The organism is Microbulbifer maximicatervae (SeqCode), from assembly GCF_052468155.1.
In genome coordinates, this window is the sequence record NZ_CP174335.1 from 343,180 (window position 1) to 358,951 (window position 15,772).

Sequence of the window (15,772 nt, forward strand, 5' to 3'; positions counted from 1 at the left end):
TTCAAAGGATTCTTTGGCAATGCGTAATGCAATAAAAAAAGTGATAGCTTTGCCCATCGTAGCGACATTAATGACGCTAAGTAGTTGTTCCGCGGTCAAAGATGTGGGCGATGCACTTTTTGGTCCGGGCATCACAGATGCAATGCTCACCCCGAGGAAAAACACCTATCGGGACCTGATCAACCTTCCGCAACCGAAGGGTAAAATATTGGTGGCGGTATACGGTTTCCGCGATCAGACTGGCCAGTACAAACCCGCACCAAACAGCAGTTTCTCTACCGCAGTCACCCAAGGTGGCGCGGCCATGCTGATGGACGTACTCAATGAGTCCGGCTGGTTTATCCCGTTGGAACGTGAAGGGCTGCAAAATCTGCTGACAGAGCGGAAGATTATCCGTGCAGGATTAACCAAGCCGGATATTCCCGTCAATAACAGTGTGCCACTTCCCACACTCGTAGCTGCGAATGTCCTATTAGAAGGCGGCATTGTTGCCTACGACCAAAATATTCAAACCGGTGGCGCAGGTGCTCGCTATTTTGGTATTGGCGCAGACGAGCAGTATCGCGTGGATCAGGTAACAGTGAACTTGCGGGCCATAGATATTCGTTCCGGGCGGGTACTCCACTCTGTATTGACATCTAAAACCGTCTACTCCAAGGCAATCAGTGCCGATGTATTTCGCTACGTAAAATATCGGCGCCTGTTGGAATTAGAAGCTGGCACTACTTATAATGAACCCGCACAGCTTGCTATGCTTTCAGCGATGGAATCTGCTGTGATTCATTTGATCAGTGAAGGCATCGTGCACAACTCTTGGGCACTTGCCAATCCGGATGAGATCGAAAATCCGATATTGCAGTACTACCTTAATGACAGCACTGTCATTATGTAGTATCAATGACTGACAAATTATATTTTTAAGCTCGGCTTAAAATTGGGATACTTGGAAAGATGTACCATAAATTCAGAGTTATTTTTTCTGCCACCCTAGCAATGGCTGTTGTTAATCTTCCGGGTTTAGGCCATTGCTCAGACTTGGATTCCAGCAGTGAATTGGCTGTTGCGAGCGAATTAAGCGCAGCCAATCTTTACTCCGTCACAAATTTAACCGTAATCAACCAGGAAGGTGGAAACAACAACATACATACCCGCCAATCAGGTAGTAACAACTACACTTCTGCTCACCAGGACGGCAATAGAAATAGTTTATCGGTCACCCAATCTGGTGAGGATAATATTATCACATCGAGTCAGGTCGGGAATTACAACTATTCAATGTTGATACAAATAGGTTTTGAGAATTTTATAGATATCGACCAGTATGGAGTTGGCAATACCGCGGGTATATCCCAATTTGGAATACAAAATAGTGCCCATGTGGAAGAGATTGGCAGTTTTCATAACGTCAATATTTACCAAAGTGGGAATGGCCTTCACACTTCGGTCACTGTTAGCGGAACTGCTACAACAACGTATATTAGCCAATATGACTAATAAATAATAATACTTCTCTGATTCCCTTTCACCTGATTAGACTTCTTTATTTTAATTCATGTAAGCTTATTAAGTGACAATAATTATTACAGCAACTTAGAAAATTCATCAGAAATGTGATTATTTGAACCTCGCGCCGTATAAAAGAATTTTCTGACAAGCTTTATCACCCCACCTAAAAAAAAGAACTTTCTTCCTAAAGTTTCGAGACTTCTGCCCTATAGCCACAACCCCCAAAGACGACAAAACTCTATTCAGCATCAAGCTGCTGTTAAAAATGATATTGCTAGATGTTTCACAAGGAATGTGAAGGTTAGAAGCAGTCGGTTTCACTCCAGATAGCTCACATACGCCTGACACAGCCGTATCGTGTCCTGAGACAAAACACTCCCAATATCTAATGGTGCTGAATTCTTTTATTTGTAAAAAGCTGTACAGCTATATTTGACATCCCTATGGAGTTACTGATGACTAAGTACACACCTATTGCCGCCAGTGTTCTTCTGGCGATCGCCAGTACCGGAGCCTTAGCTACCAACAATACCGCCATTCTCAACCAAAATGGCACTGGCAACATGGCCACGGCTGATCAGAGTGATGCCACTGTATCCAACAACCTGATCACACAAACCCAAACCGGTGACAACAACGTAGTTTATGCAGAGCAAACCAGCTTTAATGATTCCGGTGTAATTACCCAAACTCAAGTCGGGGACATGAATGACGCAGAGTCCTTCCAGAATGATTCCAGTACTGCAATTGTTACTATCACCCAAATCAACGACGGTCACTTTGCAACAACTACACAAAGTTTTGTAGATACCAGCGTTGCTACTGTCACCCAAAGTGGTAGTCCACAAACAGCAGCAGTAACTCAAACTATCAGTGCGAATGATACTGCTGTAGTGACTCAGTCCGGCGACGGTAATGTAGGTAATGTTATCCAAACTAATGGTTCATTTAACACCGCAATATTAACCCAAACAGGAACCACCAATACTGCAACTTCTACTCAAATTTCCAGTACCTTGAGCACTGTTAATGCTACCCAGGCAGGTACCACAAACTCTGTAGTACTTATTCAAAACCTGGCCACCAACAGCACCTCAGTTTCCTTCCAGGATGGCACTTCCAACACATTCACTTCATCACAGACAGCTGGTGATGGGAACTACAGCGAGGGCTTCCAAAATGGTACTACTCAGGGCTTGACTCACATTCAAGTTGGAGATGATCACTGGGCTTATACCGAGCAAGTGGGCACCACCAATATTGGCGTGATCTCCCAGACAGGCTTTGATAACTATTCTGAAGGCTACCAGGATGGAACGTTCAATAGCTTGACCGTTACCCAGCCAGGAGATTTCAATACCACTGTCGCCTCGCAGACCGGTAATAACAACGTTATTGCCGTAACTCAGGCAACCGATACCAACATGGCTACACCTACACAGGTAGGTGATTTCAACATGGCAATTATCATTCAATAGTAAAGGGGGTAGGCCGGCTTAATTGGCCGGCCTATTTTCAACTTGGTGGGCTAAGTGCAAGCTTCAATTATTATTACTAGCCCTAAATTCCCATGAAACAACCATTTCATGCATTTAATGCCACCCCCCAAATCAGCTGGCATTATTTGCCATAGCTAGTTCAAAAAAGAACTTTATTCCTAAGGTTTCGGCACTTCCGTCCTATGGCTGTAACTCCAGAAGACGACAAAACTCTAATCAGCATCAAGCTGCTGTTTAAATGGTATTGCTAGGTTTCACAAGGAATGTGAAGGTTATTAAGCAGTCGGGTTCATCCCAGTTTCCTCACATACTTCTGGCACGGTTGTAATATGCCTGAGGATGAGACTCTTCCAATATCAAATGATGCTGTTTTCTTTTTGTTTGTAAAAACTGTACAGCGATATTTGACATCTATATGGAGTTACAGATGACCAAGTACACACCTATTGCCGCCAGTGTTCTTCTGGCGATCGCCAGCACCGGAGCCTTCGCATCGAACAATACCGCCATTCTCAATCAGAACGGTACTGGTAACATGGCAACCGCTGATCAGAGTGATCCGACGGTAACTAATAACCTGATCACCCAGACTCAAACTGGTGACAACAATGAGGTTTACGCAGAGCAAACCAGTAGTAATAACTTAGGAGTAATTACTCAAACTCAAGTAGGAGACTTGAACTTTGCGGAGTCTTTTCAAAATGATTCTAATGTTCCTGTCGCTACTATCACGCAAATAGATGATGGACAGATTGCTACAACGGTCCAGAGTTTTGTAGACACCAGTGTTGCAACTATTACCCAAAGTGGTGGATCACAACTTGCAACTACCGCTCAGACCACTAGTGCAAATGATACTCTAGTCATTAATCAGTCCGGTGATGGTAATGTTGCTGCAGGCATACAAACCGCTACATCATTAAACTCAGCGGTTATTAGTCAAACAGGTACTAATGGCACTGCTTCAGCGACACAAAGTGGCACCACATCAAGTAGCATGACGATGATTCAAGCGGGAGACACCAATGTAGTCGCCCATCAGCAAGTCTTGGCCAGTAACAGTACAACACTCTCCTTCCAGGATGGCTCTTTCAACACCATCTTCTTCAGCCAATCTGACGACGGCAATTATAGTGAAGGTTTCCAGAGCGGTACTGGCCAGACTTTGGTACACAATCAAAGTGGTGGTGATCACTGGGCTGTCACCGCACAGGTAGGGACGTCTAACGTAGCTGTTGTTACGCAGGTAGGTTTCGATAACTTTTCATCAGCAGCCCAGGACGGCACGTTCAATAACTTAACTGTGACGCAGCCTGGTGACTTTAACACCACTACGGCATCACAACTTGGCAACTTCAATACAATTACCGTTACTCAGTCTACGGATCTTAATGCAGCAGCGCCTGCTCAAGTAGGTGATTTCAACATGGCAATTATTATTCAGTAGCCAAAATTAAGGCCGACTTTTAAAGCCGGCCTTTTTATCTGAAAAAATTTATCGGTTTATATTGTGCTAAACAAGTATTAACCCCTATATACACGTAGAATCAGCCCCACAAAATCCAAACCTCTCCCGACTCAGCTTACCAAAAATGGCACGCTACAGTAGACCAGGGCGATCTCATTGCTGCAAAAAATCCAGCTGCCAAAATTAAAATTGGAGACCCCTACACATTTAATACTACCCAAAACAGTAATAATATGGGATTTATTTTTAAGCAACCCTGATTAGGGCTTTAAACAAGGGTCGCCCTATCGAGCCCCTAACTGAATTTCATTTAAGTCCACTTATCCAGCAACCTTAGTGCTCTAGCGTAAAAAACAACAACAAAGAAAATATTCCTATTTTTTAGGCACTAACTTCCCATAGCAATATTTGAGGCTTACGATAAAACTCATACCAGCATCAGGGTATTGTCAGGTACTCCAGAGATAATACCTATTAGGGATAGCAATAAAACAAGGTGTGCCAAACTCCTTGCGCAATAAATGCCATACCCTATCTATGGAGTCTTTTGTCCTTCCTAGGCTTGATGCTTCACCGCAACTGAAATCATGGGGATAAGAAAAATCCACCTTACCTTCAATCGGAGATATCGATGCGAATCCATACACCAATTTCCGTGGGCATCAGTCTATGCCTTGTCGGGTCAATTACTTATGCGGATGGAAATACAACTACCGTGGAACAAACGGGTAACAATCACCAGGTGACTGCAAACCAAGTAGACCCAACAACAACTAACAACCTTATTGAGGTTATTCAGGCAGATGAAGCACAGGTTAGCAAAAGCCGGCAAGACACTTCAACCAACTTGAGTATCATCAGGCATGAACAGGTAACGCTGGGGAATGAAGCTGACTCGACTCAAACTAATTTTTCAGATGATGCAGAGGTAAATATCTATCAGGAGGGCGCTGGAAATTTCGCCTCTACTTTACAGGACAGTACATCTTCTAGCTTTGTTGACATTTCTCAGTTCAATTCTGCAAATGACATCATTTTCTCCCAAACAGATAGTAGTTTCGATACAGTCAACCTCTATCAGTCTGGCTTTGATAACCAGATGTTAGTGACTCAAACTACCACCACGTTTAACAGCCTAAATGTGTCTCAAACGGGTGATCAAAATAGCGCAGATGCCGAACAAACAGGGTTTGATAATCTGTTGACCTCCTCGCAAACGGGCAATCTGAATACTTACTTTTCTATACAAACGGGTGACATCCTGGTAGCAACAAGTACCCAGATAGGAGATGGTAACATTAGTACCCAGACCCAGACGGGAGATATTTTGTTGGTTTCTACGCTACAAGATGGTACTGGCAATATGTCCATCGTGGATCAAGCTGGAGCAATGCAAACTGCAAGCAGTACCCAGATAGGAACAACTAACCTTCATACTATTACCCAAAGCGTCGACAATCAAACGGCTATTGGCATTCAGAATGGTATGTTAAACCAAGGATTTATCATGCAGTAGCGGCATATTCGTTCCGGCTGAAAGTTATTATATTTTCAATATACATAGAGGAAAGAATGCATTTTTTAATGCCAGCTTTAATTTATGAGTCACTTACAAAGCTACCCAAAGAATGGCATTCTTTCCTTACCTGATAAAAATACTGCATCAATATTTTCTTACGTAGCAGTGGTTTCAAAATTCTTCGTCTACAGTTTTCCATGTAAACGATTTCTCACATTTTGACGTTACTCACTTCACAGGTAACACAGGCAAAAGTTTTAACGACCGGATTTACCACTAGACGGTAATACACAGGAGTTAGCCGTGCAGAAGATTACCGTAATTCCACTGGTACTGGCGATATCTGCCACCAGCTTGGGTTATGCTGCAGAAAATACTACATTAATCACCCAAAGTGGCTCCAGTAACTCAGCTGTAGCGGATCAAACTGACCCAAGCGCTATCGATAATCACCTGGAGATCAGTCAGGACGGCTCTGCTCATATTGCAGAGGCCGTACAGCAAAACGAAATTGAAAGCTCAATTATCCAAATACAAGAAGGCAGTCTTAACGACGCCTATAGCCTGCAAATGGATGGGATCGCAAATAGCGTAGAAATATTCCAGTCGGGCTCTAATAATCGTGCCAGTAGCTATCAATTGGCCACACAGCATGGGCAATCGACAATACGCCAGGTGGGGTCCGGTAATGAGGCAGAGATCCAACAACACCTCGGTAGCGATAATGTCTCTGTTATTGAGCAAATGGGCGAACTCCACGGCGCATTAATTGGACAATATGCAAGCTTTAATTCCGATGCGATGATTTTCCAGCAAGGCTCAAGTCATGAAGCCATAATCAGCCAGGAAGGCACCGGGCACTACGCCAGTATCCAACAGATCGGCGCCGCCAACAGCGCAGATGTCGCCCAGTCCGATATGTACAACGAACTGGACCTCTATCAGGACGGCGAGGGCAACATGGCCACCATCGTGCAAGTGTCCTGGTATAACAGTGCCTATGTCACTCAGGACGGCTTCTTGAATTCCGCCAATATTATGCAGGCCGGCAATGGTGGATTAGGCGGTGGCCATATGGTGATCGTCAATCAGTCTGGCAGTATGAATGATGCAACTGTGATTCAAAATGGTTTCTCCCAATCTGCCAATATTACCCAAACCGGTACCGGTAATACGGCAGTGGTTTTACAGTAACGAAGTTATTACCAGTCGGAGTAAGGTCAACTTATTCCGACTGGATTCCTGAGGTAAAAGCATTCATTTCTTGATACTTATTTCTCATTAAATTGAGACTAAAGCCCTATAGAAACTTACTATACCGCCATCAACAATGAAAATAGCGGTAGTTGGGTCAATTCGCTTTTAACGTTCTTAATAATTACTGTCCGGAATTTAATTTCCAGTAGTAATTTCCCTATGTTTGCTTGCCAACACCGCACTTTAAAGCCGTAATTTTCATGCTCCTTGTTATGTAGTCGTGGAGGTATTCGTGAAAAAAGTTATTTATTCGCCGGTAGTCACATTTATCGCATTTCTTTCCGTCAATTCCGCCTTTGGGAATGACCAAACCGTAGAGCAGATACAGGTTGGTATTGGCAACAATGCCGTTGCCAACCAGAGGTTTCCGCTTAATGAGGGCAACTTAATCCTGCAAGAGCAAATTGGCTTTTTTAATGACGCCACCGGCATTCAATCCATAGAAATCAACAGCACAATTTCCCAATTTCAAACTGGCCGCAATCATTTTTCCAGAGTCTCCCAATCTTCTGGGAGCGACAATGCGGGACAGAGCGTACAGATTGGCTCTAATAGCAGATCACTCACCCGGCAAGTTAACCAAATAAACGGTTTCTCCCTGCATACTCAGGATGGACAGGGACAGGTTGCCACCACGGTACAAATTTCCGGGGCCAATAACAGCGTCAATATTGAGCAGACAGATAGAGCCAATGTCGCCGTCGTGGCACAAGTATTTAGTTTTACCGGTAATGCCTCAATCTCACAGGCGGGTTTGCTTAATTTAGGTGTCAGTGAGCAAACCGGTATCGCCCATGAATCTTCAATTACCCAGACAGGCGCACTTAACTTTTCCGAAATGGAGCAGCTGGGCACGGGTAATTCATCGTCAGCGTCACAGGAAGGGTTGTTAAATTCAGCAAATTCTTTGCAAGCTGGTGTTGGCAATACCAATCAATCAAACCAAATTGGGCTGGAAAATAACGTTTCATTTTCTCAACAAGGTCTAAATCAAATGGCCAGTAGTACCCAGATTGGCCTATTTAACCAGGTCCAAGCCAGCCAGATAAGGGCGGGAGCATCCAGTAACACCCTACAGATCGGCATTTCCAACAGTAGCCATATTTCACAGTAAATAGGCTCGCAACAAAATTGCCAATCAATAAATCCGACTTAAATCCCCGCGCTATTCATAGCAACAGGTAAAAGCTATAGAGAGAGAAAAGTTAAATTCGGTACTGTGCAATAGCACTTTCTTCTCAAGGATTTACAACTTCTCTCCTATAGCGACTGCCCCAATTCCCAGCAAGAATATTGAGGACGGAACGAAATTTTGGACTCCTAAGCAGTATCAGGGAAGCCATCAAAATGTATCAGTCCTACTCTCCCGCTTACCTGTTTGACTGGCGGCAATGCCTTTGTGGCAACGCTGCTCCCCCTATTTACAGTGATACCTACCCCTCCGGCTAGGTGCACCTGCTGTAAAACCCTTGGCGCAGGATGACGTGCCACCCCTTTTCAGCCACTTAGGCTGGTATTTCACCATGTGATGCTCATTGAAGTTTGTAGTAATGGAGACACTCATGAAGACTTTGACCCCTATCGCTGTAGCCCTAACCCTGGCCATCAGTGGAACCGCTTATGCGGGCGGCAACACCGCCACTCAGGACCAGAATGGCGGCCACAACAATGCCACTATCGATCAGACCGGGCCGCTGACCTGGGATAACAACGCTATGCAGGAACAGCATGGCCATAGCAATGATGCAGAGATCACTCATAGCATTGAACTCGGCAGCTATGGGTACCAGTACCAGGAAGGTGATCACCATTCAGCGCACTTGCTGCAAAGCGGCGGTGCCGGCAACGAGTCGTTCAGCTTCCAGTCCGGCAGCACCAACGTGTCTGAGACCTACCAGATTGGACAGCTGGGCGGCTACTCCGCCCATCAGCAATCTGGCGACAACCACTACGCTCTCACCTATCAATTTGCAGGTGCTGGCAACATGGTGATGATTAGCCAGATGGACAGCCACAACACGGCAACCGCCACCCAGGTTGTTAGCGTTGGTTCTGAGACCGTTATTCGCCAGAGAGGAGAACTGCACAACGCAGATACCTTCCAGAGCGGCTTTGGCCACGATGCCAGCATGCGCCAGTCCGGTGAATCCAATGATGGTGATATTCGTCAGGTAGGTGGTGATCACTACGCCCGTATGCGTCAGCGTGGCCACAACCAGGAAGCGGATATTTCCCAGGCTGGGTATGACCACAGTGCACGCGCCCGCCAGAGAGGCCACCACAATGATGTGTACCTGGGACAGATCGGTTCTGGACACACCGCTTCGGCGCGCCAATCAGGGCACAACAACAATAGCCTGGTGGGACAGTTCGGCCTCTATGAAACTGCCACAGTAATGCAGTCTGGCCATGCTAACCAAAGTTACGTTTGGCAATAACAAAAAAAAAGGGCGGCCCATGGCCGCCCTTTTTTTAATCACCTCGAATTTACAGGTGCTCAACCGCATCGATTTCGTACTCCACCGCACCGGAAGGTGTTTGGACCACCACCACATCACCCACTTCCTTGCCGATCAACGCGCGGGCAATCGGAGAGTTCACCGAGATCTTGTGCTTTTTAACATCGGCCTCGTCGTCACCCACAATTTTGTATGTGACTTCCTTATCGTCATCCAGGTGAATAATCGTTACCGTAGTACCGAAAATTACCTTGTCACTGGGCTCGATGCTTTTCACATCAATGACCAGAGAGTGGGAAAGCTTGCTCTCGATTTCCTGGATACGGCCTTCGATAAAGCCCTGCTTTTCCCGCGCCGCGTGGTATTCGGCATTTTCCTTCAAATCACCGTGTTCGCGCGCTTCAGCAATCGCCTGTACAACGGTAGGGCGTTCAACTTTTTTCAGATTGTCCAGCTCTGAGCGCAGCGCTTCTGCGCCTTCAACGGTCATTGGTACCCGGTTCAATGTGGGACCTCCATTATTGTTACGACAAAACCGGGCCCAGTGAGATCACGGGGCCCGGTTGGATTTCACAAGTTGGTTTTAAAGCTATTAAGACAGCTTTACGACACGCTGGTGAAGGTCTTGCAGGCGGCGAACCTGTAGCGGCTGCTCCTGACGCATGGCCATCGCCATGGCCTGGGCCGCTGCCAGGGTGGTGGTGTAACACACCTGGTGGTTCTCGGCACTGCGACGGATATCCGCAGAGTCGCGAATCGCCTGGCGCCCTTCGGTAGTGTTCACTACCAGTGCGATCTCGTCGTTCTTAATCATATCGACGATATGCGGGCGACCTTCACTCATCTTGTTGACGGTTGTAACGGGAATATTGTTTTCTTGCAAGACCTTGGCAGTGCCACGGCTGGCAATTACTTCGAAGCCAAGCTCCACCAGATCGCGGGCTACGCCCACTGCATCGGCCTTGTCGAAGTCACGCACAGAGATAAATGCGCGTCCGGACTCCGGCAGACGGTCGCCAGCGGCAACCAGGCCCTTGTCGAAGGCCTCTGCGAAGGTAGCACCTACGCCCATTACTTCGCCGGTGGATTTCATCTCGGGGCCGAGAATCGGGTCCACTTTCGGGAACTTGTTGAACGGGAATACAGACTCTTTAACGGAGTAGTAGTCCGGTACGATTTCTTCGGTAAAGCCCTGCTCCTGCAAGCTGATACCCGCCTGACAGCGCGCAGCCACTTTCGCCAGTGAAGTGCCGATGCACTTGGAGACGAAAGGTACAGTTCGGGAAGCGCGCGGGTTCACCTCGATCACGTAGATCTCGCCGTCCTGGTAGGCCAGCTGGGTATTCATCAAGCCAACTACGCCCAGCTCGCGAGCCATGGCTTTCACTTCTTCGCGCATACGGTCCTGCACATCCGCCGGCAGGCTATAAGGCGGCAGGGAGCAAGCGGAGTCACCGGAGTGAACACCACACTGTTCAATGTGCTGCATGATGGCGCCGATCACAACGTCCTTGCCATCGGATACCGCATCGATATCCACCTCAATAGCGGCGTTGAGGAAGTGGTCCAGCAGTACCGGCGCTTCGTCGGAAACCTGTACCGCTTCTTTCATATAAGTGAGCAGTTCGTCTTCTTTGTAGACGATCTCCATCGCGCGGCCGCCCAATACGTAAGACGGGCGCACAACCAGCGGGTAACCCACATCTTTCGCCGCCTGGATGGCTTCGGAGACAGAGCGCACGATGGCGTTTTTCGGCTGCTTGAGGCCGAGACGCATAATCATCTGCTGGAAGCGCTCGCGGTCTTCAGCGCGGTCAATCTGCTCTGGTGTGGTACCGATAATCGGCACACCTTCGTTGGCCAGGTAGCGCGCCAGGTTCAGCGGAGTCTGGCCGCCGAACTGTACGATCACGCCTTCCGGCTTCTCTTTGGCAACAATTTCCAGCACGTCTTCCAGGGTTACCGGCTCGAAGTAGAGGCGGTCGGAAGTGTCGTAGTCGGTGGAAACAGTCTCCGGGTTACAGTTGACCATGATAGTCTCGTAACCGTCTTCGCGCATCGCCAGTGCGGCGTGTACACAGCAGTAGTCGAACTCGATGCCCTGGCCGATACGGTTGGGGCCACCGCCGAGTACCATGATTTTCTTCTTGTCGGACGGCTGCGCTTCGCACTCCTCATCGTAGGTGGAGTACATGTAAGCAGTAGAGGTGCTGAACTCAGCAGCACAGGTGTCCACGCGCTTGTAAGACGGGAATACACCCAGCTTGTGACGGAATTCGCGCACAGTCTTCTGGCTCACCCCCAGCAGGTCCGCCAGGCGGCGATCGGAGAAGCCTTTGCGCTTGAGGAAGCGCATTTGCTCAGTAGTCAGCGCCGAGGTAGGCAGTGACTTGAGCGGCTCTTCGATTTTGATCAGCTCTTCAATCTGTACCAGGAACCAGGGATCGATACCGGACAGGTCGTAAACTTCGCCGACGCTCATTCCCATACGGAAGGCGTCGCCCACGTACCAGATGCGCTCGGCACCCGGAACGGAGAGTTCGCTGCGCAGGCGGGTCTCAGCGCCGTCTTTGCTCGGGTCAATCTTGCTTTCCAGGCCGAAGCTGCCCACTTCCAGACCGCGCAGGGCTTTCTGCATGGACTCCTGGAAGGTACGGCCAATTGCCATCACTTCACCCACAGACTTCATCTGGGTGGTCAGGCGCGCATCGGCTTCACCGAATTTCTCAAAGGTGAAGCGCGGGATCTTGGTAACAACGTAATCGATAGACGGCTCGAAGGACGCCGGGGTAGCACCGCCGGTGATATCGTTCTGCAACTCGTCCAGGGTGTAACCCACCGCCAGCTTGGCCGCGACCTTGGCGATCGGGAAGCCGGTGGCCTTGGAGGCCAGTGCGGAGGAGCGGGATACGCGGGGGTTCATCTCGATCACAACTACGCGGCCAGTCTTCGGGCAAACGCCGAACTGTACGTTGGAGCCGCCAGTCTCAACGCCGATCTCGCGTAGTACCGCGATAGAAGCATTGCGCATCAGCTGGTATTCCTTGTCGGTCAGCGTCTGCGCCGGGGCAACGGTGATGGAGTCACCGGTGTGTACGCCCATCGGGTCGAAGTTCTCGATGGAACATACGATGATGCAGTTGTCGTTCTTATCGCGAACCACTTCCATCTCGTACTCTTTCCAGCCGAGCAGGGATTCGTCGATCAGCAATTCGTTGGTGGGGGAGAGGTCGAGACCGCGCTTACAGATCTCTTCAAACTCCGGCCAGTTGTAGGCCACACCGCCACCGGAACCACCCATGGTGAAGGACGGACGGATAATTACCGGGAAGCCGAACTCTTCCGGTACTTTCTTCGCCTCTTCCATGGAGTGGACGATCTTGGCGCGCGGAGTTTCCAGGCCGATCGCCTTCATCGCCTTGTCGAACAGGTCGCGGTCTTCCGCTTTCTCGATAGCGTCTTTGTCCGCACCGATCAGCTCGACATTGAATTCCTTCAGGACACCGTGCTTGTCCAGGTCCAGGGCGCAGTTCAGTGCTGTCTGGCCACCCATGGTGGGCAGGATGGCGTCGGGGCGCTCCTGCTCAATAATCTTGGCAACGGTGCGCCACTCCACCGGCTCGATGTAGGTGGCATCGGCCATGGCCGGGTCGGTCATGATGGTGGCCGGGTTGGAGTTCACCAGGATCACCCGGTAACCCTCTTCGCGCAGCGCCTTACAGGCCTGGGCGCCGGAGTAGTCAAATTCGCACGCCTGGCCGATCACGATGGGGCCTGCGCCGATAATCAGAATGCTTTGGATATCTGTGCGTTTTGGCATCTTTCTTCCGTTCTACTACCGGCAAAGGCCGGCTGCGCTAAATTTCATTCGTTTCTTGTTAAAACCGCCGCAAAAGCGGCGGTTAATTGCCCTACCCTGGGCGGCTACGCCCTTAGGCGCGCTCTTTCATCAAATCGATAAAGTGGTCGAACAACGGCGCCACATCGTGTGGGCCCGGGCTCGCTTCCGGGTGTCCCTGGAAGCTGAAGGCCGGCTTGTCCTTCAGGTGAATACCCTGCAAGGTACCGTCGAACAAGGACTTGTGGGTAACTTCCACATTGTCCGGCAGGCTGTCGGCGTCCACTTCAAAACCGTGGTTCTGCGCGGTGATCATCACCTTGGTGCTGTTCAGGTCTTGTACCGGGTGGTTACCACCGTGGTGACCGAACTTCATCTTGGCAGTTTTACCGCCCACCGCCAGGCCCAACAACTGGTGGCCCAGGCAGATGCCGTAGGTGGGGATGCCCGCGTCCAGGATTTCGCGGATAGCGGTGATTGCGTATTCGCAGGGCTCGGGGTCGCCGGGGCCATTGGACAGGAATACACCGTTGGGATTCATCGCCAGTACTTCGGACGCTGGGGTCTCCGCCGGTACTACGGTGATGTCACAGCCGCGATCCACCAGCATGCGCAGGATATTGCGCTTCACACCAAAGTCGTAAGCCACTACTTTGAAGGGCTGTTCCGGCGCGGCCTTGTGGCCTTCGCCGAGAGTCCAGGTACCTTCACTAAAGGGGTAGGCTTCCTTGGTGCTCACTACCTTGGCCAGGTCCATCCCTTTCAGACCGGCAAATTCCTTGGCCTTGGCCAGGGCTTCTTCGCGGTCGATATTGTCACCGGCAACGATGCAACCGCTCTGCGCACCTTTGTCGCGCAGCAGGCGGGTCAGGCGACGAGTGTCGATATCGGCGATACCAACGATATTGCGCTCGCGCAGGTAGTCCTCCAGGGACTGCTCGTTGCGGAAGCTGCTGGCCAGCAGCGGCAGGTCGCGGATTACCAGGCCGGCGGCCCAGATATCAGCGCACTCTTCGTCTTCCTGGTTGGTGCCAGTGTTGCCGATGTGCGGGTAGGTCAGAGTCACAATCTGGCGGGCGTAGGAGGGATCGGTGAGGATCTCCTGGTAGCCGGTCATGGATGTGTTGAACACGACCTCGCCAACAGAACTGCCATGGGCACCGATTGCGCGTCCTTCAAAGACACTACCATCTGCGAGCACCAGCAGCGCGGGAGTTGTACTCTGCATAAAGTTGTGGGGCATGAAAGCCTCCGACGTAGGGACAGCTTTAGTCAAATTGAACTCCAATCTTCAGAACTGCTTCCGGGCGGGGTTTGCGGGCTTCGGAGCACGCGGGCTCCTGACTGGTGCGCGCATAAAAAAGCGAGATGAAACATCGCAGCTTCATCTCGCTTTAAAAATCTTTTCACGCGTGATTCTCACAAAGTGGCCGACGGTTGCCGCCAGCTTTTTAGTAGGCTCACGCTGCGCGATTCAGCTTCGCGGCACCGGCCCAAATCGGGCGCAGATTCTACGCGAATTCACCTCTGGACGCTAGTGCAAAAATACGCCAGGCTACTTTCCCTGAAAATCTCACTCCGGCTTGCGTCCCAACCGGAAAAGACTGCTGCCCATTTTCAGCTCCGCCTTCTCCAGCATGGTCTTATTCATACGCAGGGCCACCTCGCGGCCGCTGTCGGCAAACTCGATCATACCGCCAGTGGCGGCAAAGCGCTCGGCATCGCTCACCGTCAGAACCGGGAAAAACTCCAGTGCCACCAACGCCTTGAGCAGTGTGGGGCGATCCAGGGTACTCAGCACCACAATTTGGCACTTGCGCGCCCGCAGCATCTCCTTGACCTCAATTTTCTCAAGCTCCACATCCCGCCCATCAATACGCTGATTCTTGAACCGGGCCGCCAGTGGCTCACCGAGAGAGTCCCCACCCATCAGGCACACCTTGAACGGGGCACTGCTGTTGGCGAAGGCATTGACCGGCCACTGTAGGTGGTAGGCGAAGTGCACTATGTAATCCACCATTACCCGTCGCCCCAAAGGCGTATCGGAGAGCTGCACCGCAGCCTGGGCACCCACACCGGTGAAAAGTACTATCAGGAAAAGTATCAGGGCGGGAATAGTGCGAAGTGAACCTGGGCTGGATATCGTCATAGAAGCTCAAACCCTGCGGTTTGCATCTCCCGAAAGGAAGCTGCGGTGGGCTGTTACCCGCAGCGGCCAAAGCTCGC

12 protein-coding genes are annotated in these 15,772 nt (G+C 49.9%); 8 read left to right on the top strand and 4 right to left on the bottom strand.

Annotated elements, in window-relative coordinates:
* Positions 1 to 19: 19 nt before the first annotated feature.
* From ACJJIY_RS01420 to ACJJIY_RS01455, 8 genes are all read left to right on the top strand, one after another.
* Positions 20 to 892 carry a CsgG/HfaB family protein gene (locus ACJJIY_RS01420; RefSeq protein ID WP_413663259.1) on the top strand — a complete coding sequence of 291 codons (873 nt, stop codon included), beginning with the start codon at positions 20 to 22 and terminating at the stop codon, positions 890 to 892.
* Positions 893 to 951: 59 nt separating this feature from the next.
* On the top strand, positions 952 to 1,494 hold the full coding sequence (locus ACJJIY_RS01425; RefSeq protein WP_444915578.1) for a hypothetical protein: 543 nt from the start codon (positions 952 to 954) through the stop codon (positions 1,492 to 1,494).
* Between the two features lie 467 nt (positions 1,495 to 1,961).
* The gene (locus tag ACJJIY_RS01430; protein WP_445358943.1) at positions 1,962 to 2,984 is read left to right on the top strand and encodes a hypothetical protein; all 1,023 of its coding nucleotides are present in this window, start codon (positions 1,962 to 1,964) and stop codon (positions 2,982 to 2,984) included.
* 448 nt (positions 2,985 to 3,432) lie between these two features.
* Positions 3,433 to 4,452 carry a hypothetical protein gene (locus ACJJIY_RS01435; protein WP_444896140.1) on the top strand — a complete coding sequence of 340 codons (1,020 nt, stop codon included), beginning with the start codon at positions 3,433 to 3,435 and terminating at the stop codon, positions 4,450 to 4,452.
* A gap of 652 nt (positions 4,453 to 5,104) precedes the next feature.
* A complete protein-coding gene (locus ACJJIY_RS01440) occupies positions 5,105 to 5,989 on the top strand; it encodes a hypothetical protein (RefSeq protein WP_444896139.1) in 885 nt (294 codons plus the stop codon).
* A 306-nt stretch (positions 5,990 to 6,295) separates the two neighbouring features.
* Positions 6,296 to 7,186 carry a hypothetical protein gene (locus tag ACJJIY_RS01445; RefSeq protein WP_444896138.1) on the top strand — a complete coding sequence of 297 codons (891 nt, stop codon included), beginning with the start codon at positions 6,296 to 6,298 and terminating at the stop codon, positions 7,184 to 7,186.
* A 295-nt stretch (positions 7,187 to 7,481) separates the two neighbouring features.
* Positions 7,482 to 8,363, top strand: a complete 882-nt coding sequence (locus tag ACJJIY_RS01450) for a hypothetical protein (protein ID WP_445358944.1) — start codon at positions 7,482 to 7,484, stop codon at positions 8,361 to 8,363.
* Between the two features lie 448 nt (positions 8,364 to 8,811).
* Positions 8,812 to 9,687: a hypothetical protein gene (locus ACJJIY_RS01455; protein WP_444896136.1), complete on the top strand. Its 876-nt coding sequence runs from the start codon at positions 8,812 to 8,814 to the stop codon at positions 9,685 to 9,687.
* 49 nt (positions 9,688 to 9,736) lie between these two features.
* Here the strand turns inward: ACJJIY_RS01455 and greA are convergent, their stop codons facing one another.
* The 4 genes from greA to ACJJIY_RS01475 all read right to left on the bottom strand — a co-directional run bounded on the left by greA (position 9,737) and on the right by ACJJIY_RS01475 (position 15,695).
* Positions 9,737 to 10,213, bottom strand: coding sequence for a transcription elongation factor GreA (gene greA, locus ACJJIY_RS01460; protein ID WP_413663270.1), 477 nt, complete (start codon positions 10,211 to 10,213; stop codon positions 9,737 to 9,739).
* A gap of 87 nt (positions 10,214 to 10,300) precedes the next feature.
* Complete coding sequence (gene carB, locus ACJJIY_RS01465; protein ID WP_444891977.1) at positions 10,301 to 13,528, bottom strand: carbamoyl-phosphate synthase large subunit; 3,228 nt, start codon at positions 13,526 to 13,528, stop codon at positions 10,301 to 10,303.
* 112 nt (positions 13,529 to 13,640) lie between these two features.
* Complete coding sequence (gene carA / locus ACJJIY_RS01470; protein ID WP_444934126.1) at positions 13,641 to 14,789, bottom strand: glutamine-hydrolyzing carbamoyl-phosphate synthase small subunit; 1,149 nt, start codon at positions 14,787 to 14,789, stop codon at positions 13,641 to 13,643.
* Positions 14,790 to 15,119: 330 nt separating this feature from the next.
* Positions 15,120 to 15,695 carry a YfiR family protein gene (locus tag ACJJIY_RS01475; RefSeq protein ID WP_444915569.1) on the bottom strand — a complete coding sequence of 192 codons (576 nt, stop codon included), beginning with the start codon at positions 15,693 to 15,695 and terminating at the stop codon, positions 15,120 to 15,122.
* Between the last annotated feature and the right edge of the window lie 77 nt (positions 15,696 to 15,772).